This window comes from Subtercola lobariae (assembly GCF_014640255.1).
Classification (GTDB): domain Bacteria; phylum Actinomycetota; class Actinomycetes; order Actinomycetales; family Microbacteriaceae; genus Subtercola; species Subtercola lobariae.
This window is the reverse complement of record NZ_BMGP01000005.1, coordinates 22,519-44,662: the sequence shown is the minus strand read 5'-3', so window position 1 is coordinate 44,662 and position 22,144 is coordinate 22,519. Positions and strand designations below refer to the sequence as shown.

Annotated in this window: 14 protein-coding genes; 4 read left to right on the top strand and 10 right to left on the bottom strand. The window is 63.9% G+C overall.

Features of this window, described 5'->3' with window-relative positions; translation table 11 throughout:
- Positions 1–17: 17 nt before the first annotated feature.
- From rapZ to uvrB, 5 genes are all read right to left on the bottom strand, one after another.
- The gene (gene rapZ, locus IEX24_RS13335; RefSeq protein ID WP_188679111.1) at positions 18–896 is read right to left on the bottom strand and encodes an RNase adapter RapZ; all 879 of its coding nucleotides are present in this window, start codon (positions 894–896) and stop codon (positions 18–20) included.
- Positions 897–970: 74 nt separating this feature from the next.
- Positions 971–2,824, bottom strand: coding sequence for an excinuclease ABC subunit UvrC (gene uvrC, locus IEX24_RS13330; protein WP_188679626.1), 1,854 nt, complete (start codon positions 2,822–2,824; stop codon positions 971–973).
- A 61-nt stretch (positions 2,825–2,885) separates the two neighbouring features.
- On the bottom strand, positions 2,886–5,777 hold the full coding sequence (gene uvrA / locus IEX24_RS13325; protein WP_188679110.1) for an excinuclease ABC subunit UvrA: 2,892 nt from the start codon (positions 5,775–5,777) through the stop codon (positions 2,886–2,888).
- 237 nt (positions 5,778–6,014) lie between these two features.
- Entirely contained in the window at positions 6,015–6,317 is a 303-nt protein-coding gene (locus tag IEX24_RS13320; RefSeq protein WP_188679109.1) for a helix-turn-helix domain-containing protein, read from the bottom strand.
- A 98-nt stretch (positions 6,318–6,415) separates the two neighbouring features.
- Positions 6,416–8,479, bottom strand: a complete 2,064-nt coding sequence (gene uvrB / locus IEX24_RS13315; protein WP_188679108.1) for an excinuclease ABC subunit UvrB — start codon at positions 8,477–8,479, stop codon at positions 6,416–6,418.
- A 62-nt stretch (positions 8,480–8,541) separates the two neighbouring features.
- Between uvrB and IEX24_RS13310 the strand changes: the two genes are divergently transcribed.
- Positions 8,542–9,567, top strand: a complete 1,026-nt coding sequence (locus tag IEX24_RS13310) for an ATP-dependent 6-phosphofructokinase (protein WP_188679107.1) — start codon at positions 8,542–8,544, stop codon at positions 9,565–9,567.
- A gap of 66 nt (positions 9,568–9,633) precedes the next feature.
- Here the strand turns inward: IEX24_RS13310 and coaE are convergent, their stop codons facing one another.
- From coaE to IEX24_RS13285, 5 genes are all read right to left on the bottom strand, one after another.
- On the bottom strand, positions 9,634–10,251 hold the full coding sequence (gene coaE, locus IEX24_RS13305; RefSeq protein ID WP_188679624.1) for a dephospho-CoA kinase: 618 nt from the start codon (positions 10,249–10,251) through the stop codon (positions 9,634–9,636).
- 148 nt (positions 10,252–10,399) lie between these two features.
- Positions 10,400–11,854: a 30S ribosomal protein S1 gene (gene rpsA / locus IEX24_RS13300; protein ID WP_188679106.1), complete on the bottom strand. Its 1,455-nt coding sequence runs from the start codon at positions 11,852–11,854 to the stop codon at positions 10,400–10,402.
- A gap of 132 nt (positions 11,855–11,986) precedes the next feature.
- Positions 11,987–12,664 carry a thymidylate synthase gene (locus IEX24_RS13295; RefSeq protein ID WP_188679105.1) on the bottom strand — a complete coding sequence of 226 codons (678 nt, stop codon included), beginning with the start codon at positions 12,662–12,664 and terminating at the stop codon, positions 11,987–11,989.
- 8 nt (positions 12,665–12,672) lie between these two features.
- Complete coding sequence (locus IEX24_RS13290) at positions 12,673–14,460, bottom strand: DUF885 domain-containing protein (protein WP_188679104.1); 1,788 nt, start codon at positions 14,458–14,460, stop codon at positions 12,673–12,675.
- A gap of 788 nt (positions 14,461–15,248) precedes the next feature.
- Positions 15,249–15,578, bottom strand: a complete 330-nt coding sequence (locus IEX24_RS13285) for a hypothetical protein (protein ID WP_188679103.1) — start codon at positions 15,576–15,578, stop codon at positions 15,249–15,251.
- 208 nt (positions 15,579–15,786) lie between these two features.
- Here IEX24_RS13285 and imuA' point away from each other — a divergent pair, with 208 nt between their 5' ends.
- From imuA' to IEX24_RS13270, 3 genes are all read left to right on the top strand, one after another.
- Positions 15,787–16,590: a DnaE2-dependent mutagenesis accessory factor ImuA' gene (gene imuA' / locus IEX24_RS13280; RefSeq protein ID WP_188679102.1), complete on the top strand. Its 804-nt coding sequence runs from the start codon at positions 15,787–15,789 to the stop codon at positions 16,588–16,590.
- A gap of 31 nt (positions 16,591–16,621) precedes the next feature.
- On the top strand, positions 16,622–18,223 hold the full coding sequence (locus IEX24_RS13275; protein WP_188679101.1) for a DNA polymerase Y family protein: 1,602 nt from the start codon (positions 16,622–16,624) through the stop codon (positions 18,221–18,223).
- Positions 18,224–18,339: 116 nt separating this feature from the next.
- Positions 18,340–21,891, top strand: coding sequence for an error-prone DNA polymerase (locus IEX24_RS13270; protein ID WP_188679100.1), 3,552 nt, complete (start codon positions 18,340–18,342; stop codon positions 21,889–21,891).
- Positions 21,892–22,144 lie beyond the last annotated feature (253 nt).

Here is a 22,144-nt window from a genome sequence, read left to right as displayed (position 1 = left end):
GGATGCCCGTGCGGTCGCTATTCGCGCCCCAGATCGCGGTGCTTCACGCTCACCGCAACGCCAGGGTTCGTGCTGATCAGTTCTGCCAGCTTGCGGGCGACCGCCACAGAGCGGTGTTTACCGCCCGTGCAGCCTATGGCAATTGTGGCGTGGCGTTTGTTCTCACGCTGATACCCGGCCAGCACAGGGGCCAGGGCTTTGGCGTAGGTCTCGACGAATTCTTCTGCGCCCTCTTGGGCCAGCACGTAGTCGCTCACCTCGGGGTCGAGGCCCGATTTGTCTCGAAGTTCGGGAATCCAGAACGGGTTCGGAATGAAGCGGCAGTCGGCCATGGCGTCGGCATCGCTCGGGGCGCCGTACTTGAACCCGAAACTCATCACCGTGACCTGCACGCCGGCGGTGTCGACGGCCGAGAAGCGTTCGGCGACCCGTGTTGCCAGCTGGTGGATGTTCAGATCTGACGTATCGATGACGATGTCGCTCGACTCCCGAATGGGCGTCATGCGGGCGCGCTCGGCGCCGATTCCGTCGAGCAGGGTGCCGTTGCCTTGAAGTGGATGCGGGCGCCGAACCTGCTCGAAACGCCGCACCAGCGCGGCATCGGTCGCCTCGAGAAACAGCATGCGCAGCTGAATGCCGCTGCGCAGGTCTTCGATGATGACCTGCAGGTCGGAGAAGAAGTCGCGGCCTCTGACATCGACCACCGCGGCCAGGCGCGGCAGCGTCGAACCCGCGCGTTCGGCTAGATCGACGAGCGGGCGGAGCATCTGCGGCGGCAGGTTGTCGACCACGTACCAGCCGAGGTCTTCGAGCGCGTTCGCCACCGTCGAGCGGCCCGCGCCCGACATGCCGGTCACAATGAGCACTTCCTGCTGTTCGGCAGTGCCTGGTGTCATCGTGTCGGGTTGCTTTCGCCTCGTCGGTGCTGTTGTGGTCTTCCGTCACTAAGACTATCGGGCGTGTCGCCGGGTCAGGCGCGGAGTTGCTCGAAGATGGTGGCCGCGAGGAGGGGGCCGACGCCCTTGACCTCGGCGATCTGTTCGGCGGTGGCCTGCTTCAGTTTCGTGACGGAGCCGAACTCTTTGAGCAGGGTTTTCACGCGCGCTGGGCCGAGGCCGGGAATCTCAGAGAGCACGGAGGTGATGTCACGTTTGCGGCGGGCGCGCTGGTGGGTGATGGCGAAGCGGTGCGCCTCATCACGTATGCGCTGTAGCAAGAAGAGCGCTTCGCTGCCTCGGGGCAGGATGACCGGGTAGTCGTCATCGGGCAACCAGATCTCTTCGAGGCGCTTGGCCAGGCCGCACAAGAAGATGCCCTCGACACCCGATTCTTTCAGCGCCCGCGCCGCGGCCTGCACCTGAGGCTGGCCGCCGTCGACGATCAGCAGATTCGGCGGGTAGGCGAACTTCTTCGTGCCGGTGTCGGAGTCGGCGCGCTCAGACCCCTCTTGCAGGTAGGCGAGCCGGCGCGTGATGACCTGGTAGATCGAGTCGGTGTCGTCGGTGGTCTCGGGAATGGTGAAGCGGCGATACTGATCTTTGCGAGCTAGGCCGTCTTCGAAAACCACCATCGACGCGACCACATTGGTACCGCCCAGGTGGGAGACGTCGAAGCACTCCATGCGCAAGGGTGCGTCGGGCATCCCGAGCCCGTTCATGATGTCTGTGAGGGCTTCGGTGCGTGCGACGAAGTCGGTGCTGCGGCGCGTTTTGTACAGCATGAGAGCGTTTTTGGCGTTGAGAGTTGCCGTTTGCATGAGGGCGGCTTTTTCGCCGCGCTGGGCCGTCTTGAGCGCGACCTTCGAGGTACCGCGTCGTTCGGAGAGCCACTGCTCGAGTTCATGGGCGTCATCGGGCAGGTCGGGAACGATGATCTCGCGCGGCGGAATCTGGCCTTCGTAGGCCGTTTGCAGAATGGAGTCGACGAGTTCGGCGGTGGTGAGATCGAGTTCTTTGTCGACCATCCACGCGCGAACACCGCGGATGCGCCCGCCGCGCACGATGAACTGCTGCACCGCGGCGGCAAGTTCGTCGTGCTCGATGCCGAAGAGATCGGTGTCGACACTGTCGGCGAGCACGACGTTGCTCTTCTCGAGCACCGCGTCGAGGGCCTGCAGCTGGTCGCGGTAGCGCGCCGCTTTTTCGTATTCTTGGGCCTCGGAAGCCTCGCGCATCCGCTTCGTCGTCTCGGTGACGAACCTCTTGTCGTGGCCGTTCATGAACGCGATGAAGTCATTGACGATCTCGCGGTGCTCTTCGATGGTAACTTTGCCCGAGCACGGGCCGCCGCAGCGCCCGATCTGGCCGGGAAAGCACGGGCGCCCGCTCTGCATCGCCTTCTTGTAGCTCGAATCGGAGCAGGTGCGAATGGGAAACGCCTTGATCATCAGGTCGATGGTGTCGTGCACCGCCCAGATCTTCGGGTACGGTCCGAAATACTTGGCACCCTTGATCTTCGGGTTGCGCGTGACCATGACACGCGGCGCTTCGTCGGCCAGCGTGATCGCCATGAAGGGGTACGTCTTGTCGTCGCGGAACTTGACGTTGAAGGGCGGGTCGAACTCTTTGATCCAGGTGTATTCGAGCTGTAGTGCTTCAACGTCAGTGCCCACGACGGTCCACTCGACGCTTGCAGCGGTAGTCACCATGCGGCGAGTTCGTTCGTGCAGGCTGCGCAAGGGCGCGAAGTAGTTGCTCAGCCGCGCGCGCAGGTTCTGCGCCTTACCCACGTAGAGCACGCGCCCGTTAGGGTCACGAAATCGGTAAACGCCGGGCTGCGTGGGAATTTCACCCGCTTTCGGGCGATAGCTGACGGTGTCGGTCATCGTGCCCACCGATCTGCGGTCGACCGGATGTTCGGGCACCAGCCCGTTCGTACTGTGTCGCTCATGACGCCTTGCGTCTCGTACCTTCTTCTGCCTCGAGAATCTCTTTCAAGAAGTACCCGGTGTGGCTCTTCTTCACCTTAGCGAGCTGTTCTGGAGTACCTGTTGCAAGAATTTTACCGCCGCCAGAACCACCTTCGGGCCCGAGGTCGATGAGCCAGTCGGCCGACTTGATCACGTCGAGGTTGTGCTCGATCACGATCACGGTGTTGCCCTTATCGACGAGACCGTTCAGAACGAGCAGCAGCTTACGAACATCCTCGAAGTGCAGGCCGGTCGTCGGCTCGTCGAGCACATACACACTGCGACCGTTCGACCGGCGCTGCAACTCGGTAGCGAGTTTGACGCGCTGCGCCTCGCCGCCGCTGAGCGTTGTGGCGCTCTGACCGAGCCGCACGTAGCCGAGGCCCACTTCGACCAGGGTGTTCAAGAAGCGATGGATAGCCTGAATCGGTTCGAAGAACACCGCCGCCTCGGCGATGGGCATGTCGAGCACCTCGGCGATGTTCTTGCCTTTGTAGTGCACCGAGAGGGTGTCGCGGTTATACCGTGCTCCCCCGCAGACCTCGCAGGCGACGTACACGTCGGGCAAGAAGTTCATCTCGATCTTGATCGTGCCGTCGCCTGAACACGCCTCGCAGCGGCCGCCTTTCACGTTGAAGCTGAAGCGGCCCGGCTGGTAGCCGCGGGCCTTCGCCTCGAGCGTCTCAGAGAAGAGATTGCGAATGCGGTCGAAGACGCCCGTGTAGGTCGCCGGATTCGAGCGCGGGGTGCGGCCGATGGGGTTCTGGTCGACGTGCACCACCTTGTCGAGGTTCTCGAGCCCGGTCACGCGCTTGTGTTTGCCCGGAATCTTGCGGGCGCCATTGAGCTTGTTGGCGAGCACGCGGTACAGAATGTCGTTGACGAGAGACGACTTGCCCGAACCGCTGACGCCGGTGACGGCGATGAACGTGCCGAGCGGAAAGCTGACGGTGACGTTCTTGAGGTTGTTCGCCTCGGCTCCGACCACGGTGATTTCGCGATCGGGGTCAAGCGGGCGACGGCTCGTGGGAATGTCGATCGACTTGCGGCCCGAGAGGTAGTCGCCGGTCAGGCTCTCGCGGTTGTTCAGCAGGCCCTCATACGAACCCGAGTGCACCACCTTGCCGCCGTTCACACCAGCACCGGGGCCGATGTCGACCACCCAGTCAGCGGTGCGAATGGTGTCTTCGTCGTGCTCGACCACGATGAGCGTGTTGCCGAGGTTCTTGAGCTTGACCAGGGTTTCGATGAGCCGGCGGTTGTCGCGCTGGTGCAGCCCGATACTGGGTTCATCGAGCACGTACAGCACGCCGGTGAGCCCTGACCCGATTTGGGTGGCGAGGCGGATTCGCTGCGCTTCTCCGCCGCTCAGTGAAGCAGCGGCTCGCGCCAGGTTGAGGTAATTGAGCCCCACCTGAATCAAGAAGTCGAGACGCAGCCGAATCTCACGCAGCACCTGGGCAGCGATGTGCGCCTCGCGGTCGGTGAGCGTCAGTTCGGCCATGAAGTCTTGGGCGTCGGTGAGGCTGATGTCGGTCACGTCTGCGATGCTGTGGCCGTTCACCAGCACCGCGAGAACCTCGGGCTTCAGCCGTTTGCCGTTGCAGACGGGGCACGGCACTTCGCGCAGGTACTCCGACCAGCGGGCGCGTTGGTTGTCGGTCTCGGCCTGCAGGTATTGGCGTTCGATGTAAGGAACCACGCCCTCGAACCCCGAGGTGTAACTCATCTCGCGGCCGAAGCGGTTCTTCCACTTCACGCGAACCTCGAAGTTGTCACCACGTAGCACGGCTTCTTGAACGGTCGAGCTGAGCTCGTTCCAGGGTGTGCTGAGGTCGAACTTGAGGTCTCGCGCGAGACCTTCGAGCAGTTTCTCGTAGTAGTTGTAGAGGCCCTTGCCCTGAGTGGTCCAGGGAATGATGACGCCCTCTTTGATGCTCAGCTCGCTGTCGCCGAGCAGCAGGTCGGCGTCGACCGACATACGTGTTCCCAGGCCCGAGCACTCAGGGCAGGCACCGAACGGCGCGTTGAACGAGAAGGTGCGCGGTTCGATCTCGGTGAGTTGAATGGGGTGCTGATTGGGGCAGCTGAGCTTCTCGCTGAAGGTCTGCCAGGCATCCGGCCCGTCTGCATCGACATAGTTGACCTGAACGATGCCGTCGGTGAGCCGCAGCGCGGTCTCGAGCGAGTCGGTGAGCCGGCTCAGAATGTCGGGGCCGGCCACCAGCCGGTCGACGACCACCGAGATGTCGTGCTTGAACTGCTTCTTGAGCTTCGGCGGCTCGTTGAGCTGAATGATGTCGCCGTCGACAACCGCCCGTGAATACCCGCCCGCGGCGAGCTCTTTGAACAGGTCGACGAACTCGCCCTTCTTCTGCGAGATCACCGGGCTCACGACCTGGTACCGGATGCCCGCTTCGAGCTCCATGAGCTGATCGGCTATTTGCTGAACCGTCTGTGCCGAGATTCGCTCGCCGCACACCGGGCAGTGCGGAATGCCGATGCGCGCCCAGAGAAGGCGCATGTAGTCGTAGATCTCGGTGATGGTGCCGACGGTCGATCGCGGGTTGCGGTTGGTCGACTTCTGATCGATGCTGACCGCCGGGCTGAGCCCTTCGATGAAGTCGACGTCTGGTCGGTCGACCTGACCGAGAAACTGGCGCGCGTATGCACTCAGGCTTTCGACGTACCTGCGCTGCCCCTCTGCGAAGATCGTGTCGAACGCCAGGCTCGACTTGCCGGAGCCCGAAAGCCCCGTGAAGACCACCAGCGAGTCGCGCGGAATGTCGAGGTCGACGTCGCGCAGATTGTGCACGCGGGCACCCCGAACGCTGAGTTTTCCGGCGGAATTGACCTTAGTAATCGACACCCCATAACTCTATGCGGTGCCACTGACAGTCCTCCCCGCGCGCCCACTTCTTCGCTATCAGCGCACCCCGTGCATCCGTACCGCCCGCTCGTGAAGTGGCCGCACGTGAGGTGGTCGCTTGTGAGGCTGTTGCGCCGAATTGAGCCCGGCACACCTGGCTCAATTCGGCACACCTGGCTCACTTCGGCGCAGATGGCTCACGACGCCGGGGGCGCGAGCTGGCCGCGATGAGGTCGGCTACGAGCGACCTTCGGCCCGGGCCGCGATGAGGTCGGCCGCCGTCACCTGATGGGTGCGGCCGGGGAGCATCGCGGGGGTGAGTCCGGCGAGCCACTCCCCAGGGTCGACACCGAGTGGGCCGGCCAGGGCGACGATTGTCGCAAGATTCGGGTTCGAATTGCCCCGCTCGATCTTGCCGATGTTCGAGAAGTGCATGTCGGCGAGTTCGCCGAGGTCTTCTTGGCTGATTCCGATGCGCAGGCGGGCTGCCTTCACTCGCTCGCCGAGAATGCGAGCTGCCTCAGAATGTATTCGTGCCATGCCTCAAGCGTGCAATATGCAAGTTTTTGCGACCAGAGATCATGCACCTGAGACATAAATGCCTGAGGTGCATAATCAATAGCCAGAAGGTCGTTGCATTAGATGTGCCCGGCCTTCTCCATCTGACGCAGTTCGTGTTTCAGGTCACCCAGCTCGTCGCGCAGACGAGCTGCCAGCTCGAACTTGAGTTCGGCCGCGGCCGTCATCATCTGGTCGTTGAGGTCTGCGATCAGCGTTTCGAGCTCGTTCGCACCCACTGCCGCGATGCCTTCGCGGCGAAGGTTCGGCGTGGGGCTGCGCTTCCGGCCATTACGACCGGCTAGCAATTGTTCGGTGTCGGCGCCCTCGCGCGCGAGCAACTCAGTGATGTCGTTGATCTTCTTGCGCAGCGGTTGAGGGTCGACACCGCGCTCGAGGTTATAGGCGACCTGCTTCTCGCGCCGCCTAGTGGTCTCGTCGATAGCCCGCGTCATCGAATCGGTCATCACGTCGGCGTACATGATCACCTGACCCGACACGTTTCGGGCAGCACGCCCGATAGTTTGGATGAGCGACGTCGACGATCGCAAAAAACCTTCTTTATCGGCATCCAGAATCGCCACCAGCGACACCTCGGGCAGGTCGAGGCCTTCGCGCAGCAGGTTGATGCCCACCAGAACGTCGTAGACGCCCGCCCGCAGCTCGGTCAGCAGCTCGACCCGGCGCAACGTATCGACGTCGGAGTGCAGGTACCGCACGCGTACCCCGTGCTCCCCCATGAAGTCGGTGAGCTCTTCGGCCATCTTCTTGGTGAGCGTGGTGACCAGAATGCGTTCGTCTTTGGCGACTCGCACTCGAATCTCTTCGAGCAGATCATCGATCTGCCCCTTCGAGGGCTTCACGATGATCTCGGGGTCGATGAGCCCGGTAGGGCGGATGATCTGCTCGACCACCCCGTCGGCAATACCCATCTCGTACTTACCGGGCGTCGCCGAGAGGTAGACCTTCTGACCCACCCGGTCGTTGAACTCGTTCCAGCGCAGCGGGCGGTTGTCGAGCGCGCTCGGCAACCGAAAACCGTGCTCGACCAGCGTGCGCTTGCGCGACGAGTCGCCCTCGTACATGGCTCCGATCTGCGGCACGGTGACGTGCGACTCGTCGATCACGACGAGAAAGTCGTCGGGAAAGTAGTCGAGCAGGCAGTGTGGCGCTTCGCCCGGGTTGCGGCCGTCGATGTGCCGGGAGTAGTTCTCGATGCCCGACGTGAAACCGATCTGCTGCATCATCTCGAGGTCGAAGGTGGTGCGCATGCGCAGCCGCTGCGCCTCGAGCAGCTTGCCCTCACGTTCGAGCTGGGTGAGCCGCAGTGCGAGTTCTTCTTGAATGGTTCCGATGGCCCGGTGCATCACATTCGTATCGGCCACGTAGTGCGAGCCAGGGAAGACCGCGATCGAGTCCATCTTGCGCACGATGTCGCCGGTGAGCGGATGAAGCGTGTACAGCGCCTCGATCTCGTCGCCGAACATCTCGATGCGAATCGCGAGTTCTTCGTACATCGGGATGATCTCGATGGTGTCACCGCGCACCCTGAAGTTGCCGCGCGAGAAGTCGATGTCATTGCGCTGGTACTGCATGGAGATGAACTTGCGAATGAGCCAATCACGGTCGACTTTCATGCCCACCTGCAAGGCCATCATGGCGTTCATGTACTGCTCGGGCGTACCGAGGCCGTAGATGCACGAAACGGTCGAAACCACGATGACGTCACGCCGGCTCAGCAGCGAGTTGGTCGTGGAGTGCCGCAACCGCTCGACCTCGGAGTTGATCGAGCTGTCTTTCTCGATGAAGGTATCGGTCTGCGGTACATACGCCTCGGGCTGGTAGTAGTCGTAGTACGACACGAAGTACTCGACCGCGTTGTTCGGCATCAGCTCGCGAAACTCGTTGGCCAGCTGTGCTGCGAGGGTCTTGTTGTGCGCCAGAACCAACGTGGGTCGCTGCACCGCTTCGATGAGCCACGCGGTGGTCGCCGATTTGCCCGTACCGGTCGCACCCAGCAGAACCACGTCGGTCTCACCGGCGTTGATGCGCGCCGTCAGCTCAGCGATTGCGGTCGGCTGATCGCCACTCGGCGTGTAGTCGCTGATGACTTCGAACGGGCGAACAGAGCGGGTGGGTTGCATGCGTTAAGTTTACGTAGGGGCACTGACACTCCCTCCCTTTCCCCGAGAGATACGGTAGCGCGATGAGAATTGGCATTCTGACTAGTGGCGGCGATTGCCCCGGCCTGAACGCGGTCATCCGCGGGGTCGTGCTCAAGGGCACCGAAATCAACAATCAAGAGTTCGTGGGCTTCAAGGGTGGCTGGCGTGGGGTGGTGAAGTCTGACCTCATCGAGCTCGGCCGCTCGAATGTGCGCGGTATCTCCAAAGAGGGCGGCACCATTCTCGGTACCTCACGCACAAACCCGTTCGAAGGCGATGGCGGCCCCGAGCGCATCCTCGAAAACATGAAACGCGAGGGCATCGACGCCATCATCGCCATCGGTGGCGAAGGTACCTTGGCTGCCGCCAAACGGCTGACGGATGCTGGGCTTAAGATCACCGGAGTGCCGAAGACCATCGATAACGACCTCGACGCAACCGATTACACCTTCGGTTTCGACACGGCCGTGCAGATCGCCACCGACGCAATGGACAGACTCCGCACTACCGGCGACGCCCACAGCCGGTGCATGGTAGCCGAGGTGATGGGCCGGCACGTCGGCTGGATCGCGCTGCACTCGGGAATGGCGGCCGGCGCGCACGCCATTCTGATTCCCGAGCAGAAGACCACCATGTCGCAGATCGCCGAGTGGGTTGAAAGTGCGAATGCGCGTGGCCGCTCACCATTGGTCGTCGTAGCCGAAGGGTTCGTGCCCGGGGAGGCCGATGACGCCCACTCCGAGCGGGGCCTCGACGCCTTCGGCCGACCGCGACTCGGCGGTATCGGCGAGCGACTCGCACCGATGATCGAAGACATGACGGGCATCGAGACTCGGGCCACGACGCTCGGCCACATTCAGCGCGGCGGCGTGCCGAGCGCCTACGACCGCGTTCTGGCGACGCGCCTCGGTATGGCCGCGAGCGACTCCGTGCTCGAAGAGCGCTGGGGCCAGATGGTGGCTCTGCGCGGCACCGACATCGTGCACGTCGGCTTCGAAGAGGCGCTCGGCCGCCTCAAGACAGTGCCCCAGTCACGCTACGACGAGGCCGCCCTCCTCTTCGGCTAACCCTGCATCGATAGGTCAGAATCTCTCCTAAATCCACGCTTTTGGGAGAGATAGCGACCTATCGAATCAGGTGTTGGATGCGTGGGAGAGAGTTACAAGGCGCGACCAGAGAGCGTCGGTCTGGCCGAGGGTTTCGGCGAGAGTGCCGTCGGAGTCGATGACGATGTCGGCGATGGCCAGGCGTTCGGCCTCGCTCGCCTGAGATCCCACGCGCTTCTGGGCCTCGGCGCGCGACAAACCGCGGTGGCGAATCAGCCGTTCGACGCGAGTCTCATCGGTGGAGTGAACCACCACGATGAGGTTGAAGGTGTGCGGCAGTTTCGCTTCGACAAGCAACGGAACGTCGTAGATGACAATCGCGTTCGGGTCGTGCTCTTCAGCCTGCTTAACGTAATACCGAGTGAGGTCTTGAACAGCCGGATGCACGATGGCGTTCAGTTTCCGCAGTAGCTCTGGATTTCCGAACACGACGGTGCCGAGCGCGGGGCGGTCGAGTGACCCGTCGGGCTGAATCAGGTGATCACCGAACGTTTCGGCGATGTTCTGCAGAGCATCCGTTCCCGGCTCGACAGCCTCACGGGCGAGCTGGTCGGCGTCGATGTGCACGGCGCCGTGCTCTGCGAGGCGGGTGGCGACGGTTGATTTGCCTGAGGCGATTCCGCCGGTCAGCCCAATGAGATACACGCTCATCATGTTACCGAGATTGCTGGTGCGGTTCGGGATGCCCGTGGCCGAGCATCCCGAACCGCAGCCTTAAACGGCGAACGGCCGCCCCTCCCGAAGGAAGAGCGGCCGTTCGTTTGGAACGATGGCGTGAGCCGAAGGATCAGCCCTATGAATTCGAGCTGAGCTTCTCGCGCAGTGCTGCGAGGGTCTCGTCGTCGGCAAGGGTGCCCGCGCCGGTCGACTCGCTCGAGAACGACGAGCCGGCCGAGGCGGTTGATGCGCCCTCTGGCTGCTCTTCGTTCGACGTGGCGACCTGCTTCTTGTGGGCCTCCCAGCGAGCCTGAGCCGCTGCGTAGTCTTGCTCCCACTTCTCACGCTGGCTGTCGAAGCCTTCGCGCCACTCGTTGGTCTCCGGGTCGAAGCCTTCAGGGTACTTGTAGTTGCCCTGGTCGTCGTACTCGGTGAGCATTCCGTAGAGTGCCGGGTCGAACTCGGTGCCCTCGGGGTCGACACCCTCGTTGGCCTGCTTGAGGCTCAGCGAGATGCGTCGACGCTCGAGGTCGATGTCGATGACCTTGACGAACACGTCATCGCCGACCGAGACAACCTGCTCGGCGAGTTCGACGTGCTTGCCCGACAGCTCGGAGATGTGCACGAGGCCCTCGATGCCCTCTGCGACGCGAACGAACGCGCCGAAGGGAACGAGCTTGGTGACCTTACCCGGTGCAACCTGGCCGATGGCGTGGGTGCGGGCGAAGACCTGCCACGGGTCTTCCTGCGTCGCCTTGAGCGACAGGGAGACGCGCTCGCGCTCGAGGTCGACTTCGAGAATCTCGACGGTGACCTCTTGGCCAACCTCGACGACCTCCGAAGCGTGCTCGATGTGCTTCCAGCTGAGCTCGGAAACGTGAACCAGACCGTCGACGCCGCCGAGGTCGACGAACGCACCGAAGTTGACGATCGACGAAACGACACCCTTGCGAACCTGGCCCTTTTGGAGGTTGTTCAGGAACGTGGTGCGGCTCTCCGACTGCGTCTGCTCGAGCAGCGCGCGGCGGCTCAGAACGACGTTGTTGCGGTTCTTGTCGAGCTCGAGGATCTTCGCTTCGATCTCCTGGCCGAGGTACGGCGTGAGGTCACGAACGCGGCGCAGCTCGATGAGCGATGCCGGCAGGAAGCCACGGAGGCCGATGTCGACGATGAGCCCGCCCTTGACGACCTCGATGACCGAACCGGTGACAACACCGTCGGCGTCTTTGATCTTCTCGACATCGCCCCACGCACGCTCGTACTGAGCGCGCTTCTTCGAGAGGATGAGGCGGCCTTCTTTGTCTTCTTTCTGAAGAACGAGAGCCTCGACCAGATCGCCGACCTGTACGACCTCAGTGGGGTCGACGTCGTGCTTGATGGAAAGTTCGCGAGAGGGGATTACACCCTCGGTCTTGTAACCGACGTCGAGCAGAACCTCGTCGCGGTCAATCTTTACAACGGTGCCTTCGATGAGGTCTCCGTCGTTGAAGAACTTCAGTGTCTTCTCGACCGCGGCAAGAAAGTCTTCAGCAGACCCGATGTCGTTGACGGCGACCTGCTTGGGTGCCCTGTCGGTCGTTACGATTGTCATGTAGTAGTTGCTCCAGTATGGACATATATCGGGCCGAGCAGCGTGAAGCCTCAGACGATTTCTGGGGTTTCTTCACCGCTCGGCGATGGATGAGTCGACGCAAATTGCGCCAGTCAATCTTAGCCCCTGCGCTCAGCCTCCGGCAACCACGCTCGCCCTTTGCTCAGCCTGCTCGTAGTGCGCCAGCACGGCGCGCATCTCGGCTTGCTCGGTGTCGTAGATGTGGGCAGATTTCACGATGAAACGTAGAGAGCCGACGGGGCGCTGCAGAGCATCCGCCACATGGTGCATGATGATCGCGAGTTCGGTGAGGTTGCCATAACCTTTTGCACCGAAGTCGATGCTGTGCGCGTAGACGACCAGCTCGACCGCTCCCCCGCGCACCCAGAAGTCGAGCATGCTCACGCACGGGATGTACGAGGTGTCGCTGAGCGGCTCGAAGGTGGTGATCGTTGCCGAACGGCTCGCCGGGTCTTTGCGTAGGCGTTCGATCACCCAGGCGACCTGGTCGCGGCCCGTTGCGCCGTAGTCGAAGAAGCGGCTGGCGTAGCTGCGCGCGCCTCCGAGCGCTTCGACTCTTTCGTGGTCGACGAAGTTGGCCCGCATCCAGGCCAGGCGTGCCGGGTCGCCGAAGCGGGCGATGAGTTCGTCGCCGGGGTCTGGTACCTCGACCACGAGCGTCGCGTGCTCGATCTCGAGAATGGGCAAGCCGTCGTAGTGTTCGGGCACACCCTCCTCGAGGATGACCTCGGCGACCGCGAGCCAGGCTTCGCCGATGGTGTCTCGGTGGATGGTCGCGCCAGAACTCATTGTCGCCGTCACTTCGCGAGGGCGGAGACGAGGGTGTCGAGGCCGACACCGCCGAGGTCGAGGGCGCGGCGGTGGAACTCTCGCATGTCGAAGGATGCGCCCTGCTTCGCACGGTAGTCGGCGCGCAGCTGCTCCCAGATGCGCTGGCCGACCTTGTAGGAGGGGGCCTGGCCGGGCCAACCGAGGTAACGGTTGACCTCGAAGCGAACGAAGCCGTCATTCATGTTGACGTTCTTGCGCAGAAAGTCGAGGGCGTAGGCGGCATCCCACACGCCCGTGCCGTCGAGCCGCGGCTTACCGAGGTGCACGCCGATGTCGAGCACGACGCGCGCCGCGCGCAGGCGCTGGCCATCGAGCATGCCCAGCCGGTCGGCTGGATCGTCGAGGTATCCGAGTTCTTGCATCAGCCGCTCGGCGTAGAGCGCCCAACCCTCGGCATGGCCGGAAGTGCCGGCGAGCTGACGGCGCCAGGTGTTCAGCTTGTCGCGGTTCACCACGGCCTGCCCGATCTGCAAATGGTGGCCGGGAACACCCTCGTGGAAGACGGTGGTCAGCTCGCGCCAGGTGTCGAACTCGGTGACGCCCTCTGGCACCGACCACCACATGCGGCCGGGGCGCGAGAAGTCGTCGGTCGGGCCGGTGTAGTAGATGCCGCCCTCGTTGGTAGGGGCGATCAGGCACTCGAGGGTCTTGATCTCGTCGGGGATGTCGAACTGGCTCACGGAGAGCTCGGCCACCGCCTTATTGCTGGTTTCCTGCATCCAGCGCTGCAGAGCATCGGTACCGTGCAGCTTGCGGGAGGTGTCGGCGTCGAGATGGGCGATGGCCTCGAGTACGGTCGCGCCGGGGAGGATCTCGCGGGCGATCGACTCCTGCTCTGCCACCATTCTGGCGAGCTCGTCGACGCCCCACTCGTAGGTCTCGTCGAGGTCGATGGTGGCACCGAGGAACTTGCGCGATTCGAGGGCGTACATCTCGCGGCCGACGCCGTCGTGCTCGGTGGCGGCGGGCATCAACTCCTGGGTCAAGAACTCGGCGAAGCGATCGTAAGCCGCGGAGGCGACCTCGGCCCCGTGAGTGAGCTGGCGCACGAGGGAGTCTGGCAGGGCATCCGGTGCCTGCGCTTCGGGGCCGGGCTCACCGGGAATGAGCGGCGAGGCCGACGAATCGGGATTGGCGGCCGAGCGCACCAGGTTGTAGAAGAAGCCGTCTTCGCCGACGTTCTTCTTCGCCTGCGCCAGTACCTCGCGCACCTGTCGCCTGGCCGGCGTGATGCCTTCTCTGATGCCCTCGCGCAGGGTGTCGATGTAGCCGTCGAGGGCGATTCCGACGTTCGACAGGCGGGTCGCCGCGACCTCCCAATCGTCGACGGTCTCGGTGGGCATGAGGTCGTAGACCTCGCGGATCTCTTGCGACGGCGACTCGATGACGTTCAGGTCGCGTAGCTGCAGCCGGGCCTCCGCGCTCTCGAGAGTGAGTCGCAGCGAGCTGCCGAGGTCGGCCAAAGTTACGACATCGACGTCGTCGAGCGGTTTTTCGTTCTCGAGTTCCCGCAGGGTGCTGCGCACCTCGCCGAGCAGCTGCTCGTGGCCCGCCGGCGAGTAGTCTGCGTAACGGTCGTTCGCCTCGTTGTGCCCGATGTACGTGCCCACCGCGGGTTGCAGCCGCACCAGTGTGTCGACCCAGCGCTCAGCAATTGCGTCGATGGGCGTCGGGGTGCGCCGTGCGGTGGCGGGGTGGGTGTCGCCCGAGTGGTTGCTCGGGCTGGAGGTTTCGGAGCCGGTGGAGTCGATCATCCATTCAGCTTATGCCTGACTTATTGGCCACCGTCATGGAGATATTTGATTCTTACTCAATAAATATACACTTATCTGATGCAAATGAGCGATCATGAGATTGGCGTCTACGTCGACATAGTGCGGGTTCGACAAACCTCGTACCGAGTGATTCGTGTTGCACGCCCGCTTGACGGTTGGCTGGTTCAGCAGCCGCCCGGATGGCCGAGTTTTCTTGCCGGTCTCAGTAAACGGTCGGTACGAGATTTGACAACCGCTTGGGCTTTCGCCGCTCGTTCACCGCGCACTATCGTTTATCTGCCCATTAGATCTTCACATCGAGTCGGCCAACCTCTCGACGGTAATAGTGAACTCATTCTGGGGCCTCGCTTGCACCTTGTTCTCGTGCATCATTCCCTCCAGCTTCCGCCATCGAAATGGAAAGTCATACGAGCGGGCCTCGGCCGAGATCACACCGACACCATCGTTCTACCCGTATCTGCATATGACGATCTCGAACCAACAGGCTTGACCGCAGAGAGGGTCAAGCGGGATCCACTTCTTCTAAATGTCTCCGCGGGCACGCTCATATTGATCGGTAGTAGGCAATCGTTCGTTCGGCAACTTGGAGCATTGCGCGACCTTGCTGAAAAAGGACCGGCGGCACAGACGCTCAATCCGCAAGCTCATTGTTATGTCGAAATATGTGAAATCGGAGACCCGACAATCCGGTTGGATCTTATTGCGACATGATGTTCAGGGTGGCCGTTCTACAGTTCTGACGTCGTCTGCGGGTGGTGGGATTTCTTTCAGTGCGGGTGCGATGCGGGCTTCGGATGCCCGGGAATCGAGTCGCCGCTCATGTTCAGTTCGGCGGGGTCGACCTCGATGTCGCCGTCGTCATCGGGGCCGCCGGTGCCGGGCAGAACCAGAATGTCGGCCTGATCGATGTCGGAATCGATGGCGGCGCTCGCGGCGACGCTGTCGTCTTGCAGCGCTTCGGTCTCGTCTTCGCTTGCCGGGTCGTAGGCGCGGTCGAGAGCCGTGAGATCGCGGTCACTCAGCCCGTGCTTCGAGTGGTGTTTGGCGGCGTCATGCTCGGCATGGCGGGTTTCGCGGGCTTCTCTGTCGAAGGTCATGCAGGCAACGCTACGCGATGTGAGGGTGCGATTCCAGCGGTGTCGGTGGATGGATCTACCGTGTGTGATGGAGAGGTGCGAGCTTGTCGCGATATTTATCGTGTGACTGCGCGTGGAGCCGTAACGACACGCCGAGAGGCGCGATTTCGGGGCGATTCATAGCGGGTTTCGCATTGACTTATTCGAACATATATTCGAACATTGGGTGGTGTCTGAACCAGCCGTTCTTCTCGCCGAAGCCACCCCGGGGCCAGCCCGCGTGGCCGCTTCGGCTGCGACGGGTACGGCTGCTGCGTCGGGCACGGTGCGAGAGCTGCAAGAACGTATCAAGCAGATGCAGAGCACGAGGCTGTCGACCCGCAGCCTGCAGACTGTGCCTGCCTTGGCGCCGCTGTTGCCGGGGGGCGCGCTGCAGGCGGGCGCGTCGTATTCCGTCGAGGGGTCTCACGCGCTGCTGATGGCGCTGATGGCCGGCCCGTCGGCCGCCGGGGCCTGGTGCGCCGTGGTGGGCATCCCCGACTTCGGGGCAGAGGCGGCGGCGCGCGCCGGGGTGGAGCTCGATCGGCTGGTGCTGGTGCCGCATCCGGGCGACCAGTGGCTCGCGGTCGCCTCGGCCGTCATCGACGTGGTGACGGTGGTGGTCACGGCGACTCCCCCACGCCTCAGCGGCGCGGTCGCGGCGCGGCTGGCGGCGCGCATCAGGCAGCGCGAGGCGACGCTTATCGTGCTGGGCTCGTGGGCAGCCAGCGAGGCGACCCTGCGCATCACCGAGAGCACCTGGGGTGGCATCGGGCAGGGCCACGGTCATCTGGCGAGCAGGCAGGTGCTGGTCAGCTCGGCGGGCAAGGGCTTCTCCGGCCAGAAACGGCAGACCAGGCTGTGGCTGCCGGATGCCCGGGAGCAGGTTCGCCTGGTGAACCCCGGTTTCGGGGCGGGTGCTGAGGGCGGCTGGGCACAGACCGACCTTGCAGACGAGTGGGCGGCCTTCGCGCCTGAGAAGCTGGCGGGGTGATCGGGTGAATACAGTGAACAATGTCACTCGAATGATGGTCGTCTGGGTTCCGGACTGGCCGGTTCGCGCCCACGCCCTCGCCGCGGAGATCTCGCCCGACTCGCCCCTTGCCGTGGTCGACCGCGGGCTCGTGTTCGCGTGCTCGGCGGCGGCCCGGGCCGAAGGGGTGCGCCGAGGTCAGCGCATTCGCGAGGCGCAGGCGAAGTGCCCCGGGCTACTCGCGCTCGACTACGACGATGCGCTCGATCACCGCAGCTTCGAGCCGATCGTCTCGGCGCTGGAGGCGCTGATGCCGGGGGTGCAAGTGCTGCGTCCGGGTATGTGTGCCCTGCGGGCGCGGGGGCCCAGTCGGTATTACGGAGGTGAACGGCAGGCGGCTCAAATGGTGCTCAATACGCTTGCTTCCTTGTATGCGTTGACGGCCGAAGGCGGGTCGACTCCAGCCGCACGCATCGCCATCGCCGACGGTCGGTTCGCTGCCGAGCAGGCCACACGGATGCCCGGCTGGCCTGCCACGCCAGCACAAACGCACGCCCCGATCATCCGCATCGTCCCGCCGGGCGGCTCGCCTGCGTTTCTCGCGCCGCAGCCCATCGAAGCCATCGGCGACCCTGCCCTGGCCACACTGCTGCGCCGGCTCGGCCTGCCGACCCTCGGCGACTTCGCCGCGCTCGACTTTCGCGACGTACGGGCTCGGTTCGCTGAAGCCGGGGTGCATGCGCACACCCTTTCGAGTGGCAGCGATGTTCGTCGGGTCGTTCCGCGCCTGCCGCCCCAGCTGCGCGACGTGGAGATGTCGTTCGAACCACCGCTCGAGTTGGTCGACCAGATCACGTTCGCTTTTCGTACGGCGTCGGAGAGATTTGTGGCAGAACTCACGCATGCACTGCTCGTCTGCACGAGCATCCTGGTGGAGTTGCACACCGAGAACGGAGCCATACACGAGCGCAGCTGGGGGCATCCGCGCTGGTTCAGTGCAGCCGATGTGGTGGATCGCATCCGCTGGCAGGTGCAGGGGCGAACCGGCGCGGGCAATGGTGCGCTCGGCTCGGCCATCACGAAGGTGCGGGTGGTGCCGCAGGAGTTCGATTCGATCGGCAACTATGAGGCCGGCCTCTGGGGCAGCACACCCGACGACCGCGTGCACCACGGGCTGTCGCGGGTGCAGAGCCTGCTGGGGCACGAGGGTGTGATGACGGCGAGTATCGGCGGCGGCCGGGGGCTGGCCGAACGTCAGGTGCTGGTGGCCTGGGGTGACCCCGTCGAACCCGCGCCGAAAGTACCGCCACCGTGGCCGGGGGCTGTACCGCTGCCGGCGCCCTCAACGGTGTTCGAGCGTCCGCAGGCTGTCACGGTGCGGGGGGCCAAAGGCGAGCCGCTCGAGGTCAGCCAGCGCGGGGTGCTGTCGGGCATCCCGAGCCTGTTTCTGCCGGTGGCCGACGAGCCGGGCGCTCCTGTCGAGAGGCTGCGGCCGCTGCAGGGCTGGGCTGGCCCATGGCCCGTGCAGGAGCGTTGGTGGGACGCGGAAAAGGCCCGCGCGTTTCACCGTTTTCAGGTGGTCGACGCCTCGGGAACGGCGTGGCTGCTCGCGTTGCACGACCGGCGCTGGTGGGCGGAGGCGCGCTATGACTGAACGCTTCGGTGCAGTCGCGCGTCCCGAGACCGGCGTGGCTGAGCGCGGTGGCACTGAGCGCGGTGAGCCTGAGCGCGGCGTGACTACGTGCGCAGCCGACGCGGGGAGGTGCAGCCATGGGGTTCAATAATCCGCCCATCAAGTGGGCCGAGCTCGAGCGCGCGCTTTCCGATCGACGACCCGGCACCCGCCCCGACAAAGACGGAGGCGACGGGCCTGCTTTCTCGCGCAAACGCCAGCCCTACGTGCCACCGGCCGTCACGGTCGCTGCACCGCCCGACGAGCCGCTCGTGCCGTACGCCGAGTTGCACGCGCACTCGAACTTCAGCTTTCTCGATGGCGCATCGTCGCCCGAAGACCTGCTCGAAGAGGCGGCCCGGCTCCGGATGCACGGGCTTGCGCTCACTGACCACGACGGGTTCTACGGGGTGGTGCATCTCGCCGAAGCGGCGGAGGCCCATCCGCAGGTGGCGACGATTTTTGGCGCCGAACTCTCGCTCGGGCTGAGTAAACCGCAGAACGGCGAGGCTGATCCTGAGGGCTCGCACCTCGTGGTGCTGGCACGCAAACAGGAGGGCTATCACCGGCTGGCGGGCGCCATCACCTCGGCTCAGCTGGCGAACGATGCCGAGAAGGGGCGCCCGATCTTCGACCTCGAGCAGCTGGCAGAGACGGCGCGACGCCCCAGCCACGCGGGTGCAGGCCTGCGAGGCGACTCCGCGTGGACGGTGCTCACCGGCTGCCGCAAAGGCGCCGTGCGACAGGGGCTCGTCGCCGATGGCCGCGCCGCCGCCTCGCGCGAACTCGACCGGCTCGTCTCGTTGTTCGGGCGCGGCAACGTTCTGGTCGAGCTGTTCGATCACGGTGATCCGCTGGCGAGCGACCTCAACGACGCGCTGGCCGAGCTGGCGGAGAAACACCGGCTCGGCGTTGTCGCGACGGGAAACGTGCACTACGCCACCCCGCAGCAGTTCGAGCTCTCGCAGAGCCTCGCTGCAGTTCGCGCTCGTCGCAGTCTCACCGACCTCGAGGGGTGGTTGCCGGCATCCGCTGGGTCGCATCTGCGCTCGGGGGCCGAGATGATGGCACGGTTCGCGCGCTACCCGGGGGCTGTCGAACATACGGTGGAGGTGGCGGATGACCTCTCGTTTCAGCTGCGAACAGCGAAACCGCGCCTCCCCCGCCAAGAAATGCCCGACGGGCACACACCGATGAGCTATCTACGCGAACTGGTCGAGAAGGGCATGCCCGACCACTACCCCGATGCCACCGATGCCGTGCGCGAGCGCATCGAAAGCGAGCTTGCGGTCATCGAGCAGAAGGACTTTCCGGGTTACTTTTTGATCGTCTGGGACATGGTGCGCTACGCCCGCAGCCAGAACATTCTCTGCCAGGGGCGCGGGTCGGCGGCCAACTCGGCGGTCTGTTACATCCTCGACATCACGGCCGTCGATTCGATCAAGTTTGACCTGCCGTTTCAACGGTTCTTGTCGCACCTGCGCGACGAAGAGCCCGATATCGATGTGGATTTCGATTCGGATCGACGGGAGGAGGTCATCCAGTACGTCTATACGAAGTACGGTCGACGAAATGCCGCTCAGGTGGCGAACGTCATCAGTTATCGCCCCAAGTTCGCGGTGCGCGACATGGCGAAAGCGCTCGGCTACTCTGCCGGGCAGCAAGATGCCTGGGCGAAGCAGGTCGAGCGCTGGGGCCCGGCGGTCGAGACGAAAGACCACGACATTCCTGCAGACGTGATGGAGCTGGTGGAGCAGGTGCTGAAGTTTCCGCGTCACCTCGGTATTCATTCGGGAGGAATGGTGCTCACCGACGGGCCTGTCGGTGAGGTCTGCCCCATCGAGAACGGGCGAATGGATGATCGCACCGTTCTGCAGTGGGACAAAGACGATTGCGCCTGGATGGGTCTCGTGAAGTTCGACATGCTCGGTCTTGGCATGCTCTCGGCGCTGCAGCACACCTTCGACCTCGTGAAAGAGCACCTCGGCGAAGACTGGACGCTGAAGAACATTCCGAAAGAAGAACAGGGCGTCTATGACATGCTCTGCCGGGCCGATTCGATCGGGGTGTTCCAGGTGGAGAGCCGGGCGCAGATGGGCACGCTGCCGAGGCTCCAGCCGCGCAAGATGTATGACCTGGTGGTAGAGATCGCGCTCATTCGGCCTGGGCCGATTCAGGGCGGGGCCGTGCATCCGTACATCCGGCGCAAGTTGAAGCTCGAACCCATTACGTATTTGCACCCGAAGCTCGAAGAACCTCTCAAACGAACCCTCGGGGTGCCTCTTTTTCAAGAGCAACTCATGCAGATGGCTGTAGCGGTGGGAAACTGCACCGCCGAAGATGCCGACCTGCTGCGGCGCGCGATGGGGTCGAAGCGCGGCATTGAGAAGATCTCGTCGCTGCGAACGAAACTCTTCGAAGGCATGGCTGCCAACGGCATTTCGCCGGAGGTCGCCGATCAGATTTACCAGAAGATCGAGGCCTTCGCGAACTTCGGCTTCGCCGAAAGTCACTCGCAGAGTTTCGCGTTGCTCGTCTACGCCAGCTCGTGGTTCAAGCTGCACTACCCGGCGGCGTTTCTCGCGTCGCTGCTACGCGCCCAGCCCATGGGGTTCTACTCGCCGCAGACTCTGGTGGCGGATGCCCGGCGGCACGGCGTCGTGGTGCACCGCCCCGACATTCAGCTCTCCGGCGTGCTCGCGGGGCTCGAGCCGAGCGCCTCGGTCAGCCGCTCGCGTGACGCGGCCGCTGCTACTCGACTTTCGGCGGAGCAGAGCGAAACCGTGCCCATATGCGCGGAGGATTCCCTCTGCTCCGCCGAAAGTAGTGTTACTACGCCGCCGACGGGCATGCCCGCGTGCATCGTGTTCGAGCAGCCGACGCCGAGCGAAGTGTTCGACCGGGAGATGCCGCCCGACCACGCGCAGCACCGCCGCGACGGCAACCTCGACGTGCGGCTCGGGCTCGCCGAGATCAAATCGATCGGCAAGAAGGTGGCCGAACGCATCGTGACCGAGCGCGAGCGCGGTGGCGAGTACCTCAGCATGGCCGACGTTGCGCGGCGTAACGACCTCAACACCGTGCAAATGGAAGCCTTGGCGTCGGCCGGGGCGTTCACTACCCTCAAGCTGACCCGCCGCGAGGCGCTCTGGGAGGCCGGCAACGCCGCGCAAGACAAGTCCGAATACCTGCCCGGCACGTTCGTCAGCGTTCAGCCGCCGCTGCTGCCGATGCTCAGCCCCACCGAGCAGGTGATCTACGACCTCTGGAGCACAGGCATTTCGCCCGACGATCATCCGGTTGCCCACTCGCGGGAGCTGCTGGATGCCCGGGGTGCCCTTTCGATCGCAGCCTGTTCAAGCGCAGAGAACGGGCGGCGCATCGAAGTCGGCGGCGTCGTCACGCACCGGCAGCGCCCCGCGACCGCCAGCGGAATCACGTTCGTGAACCTCGAAGACGAAACGGGCATTCTCAACGTGGTCTGCAGCGTCGGCGTCTGGAGTCGTTACCGCCGTATTGCGCGCGAGGCCCCCGCGATGATCGTGCGCGGCATTCTCGAACGTTCACCCGAGGGCATTCTGAACCTCATCGCCGACCGTTTCGAACTGCTGCCGCTCGGAGCCCCCACCAGCTCTCGCGACTTTCGGTGACCCGCATGCCGGCCGGCGGCCCGACACGTCGACGGACCGATGCCGCGCTCGGGGGAGGGAGAACGGTCGGAGCTGAGCGGCTCTGCCGACAATACGGGCCCATGGCGCGTGATTTCCGACCGTAGTGCCGCCAGGTGAGAACGGGTAGGTACTCGGGTAGCGGATGCGCCGCACTGCAGGGCGGTTACGCAAGAGAAGGCGACGTATCCGGACGAAATGAGCCGCCACGGCGGTCGCTCTCGTCTGAACACAT

Bases quoted from the DNA above. Each gene is read 5' to 3' on its own strand.
- IEX24_RS13290 (WP_188679104.1), bottom strand. From the start codon at position 14,460: ATGATCGACTCCACCGGCTCCGAAACCTCCAGCCCGAGCAACCACTCG.
- IEX24_RS13310 (WP_188679107.1), top strand. From the start codon at position 8,542: ATGAGAATTGGCATTCTGACTAGTGGCGGCGATTGCCCCGGCCTGAAC.
- rapZ (WP_188679111.1), bottom strand. From the start codon at position 896: ATGACACCAGGCACTGCCGAACAGCAGGAAGTGCTCATTGTGACCGGC.
- IEX24_RS13295 (WP_188679105.1), bottom strand. From the start codon at position 12,664: ATGAGTTCTGGCGCGACCATCCACCGAGACACCATCGGCGAAGCCTGG.
- uvrB (WP_188679108.1), bottom strand. From the start codon at position 8,479: ATGCAACCCACCCGCTCTGTTCGCCCGTTCGAAGTCATCAGCGACTAC.
- IEX24_RS13285 (WP_188679103.1), bottom strand. From the start codon at position 15,578: ATGACCTTCGACAGAGAAGCCCGCGAAACCCGCCATGCCGAGCATGAC.
- IEX24_RS13320 (WP_188679109.1), bottom strand. From the start codon at position 6,317: ATGGCACGAATACATTCTGAGGCAGCTCGCATTCTCGGCGAGCGAGTG.
- uvrC (WP_188679626.1), bottom strand. From the start codon at position 2,824: ATGACCGACACCGTCAGCTATCGCCCGAAAGCGGGTGAAATTCCCACG.
- IEX24_RS13275 (WP_188679101.1), top strand. From the start codon at position 16,622: ATGATGGTCGTCTGGGTTCCGGACTGGCCGGTTCGCGCCCACGCCCTC.
- rpsA (WP_188679106.1), bottom strand. From the start codon at position 11,854: ATGACAATCGTAACGACCGACAGGGCACCCAAGCAGGTCGCCGTCAAC.
- IEX24_RS13270 (WP_188679100.1), top strand. From the start codon at position 18,340: ATGGGGTTCAATAATCCGCCCATCAAGTGGGCCGAGCTCGAGCGCGCG.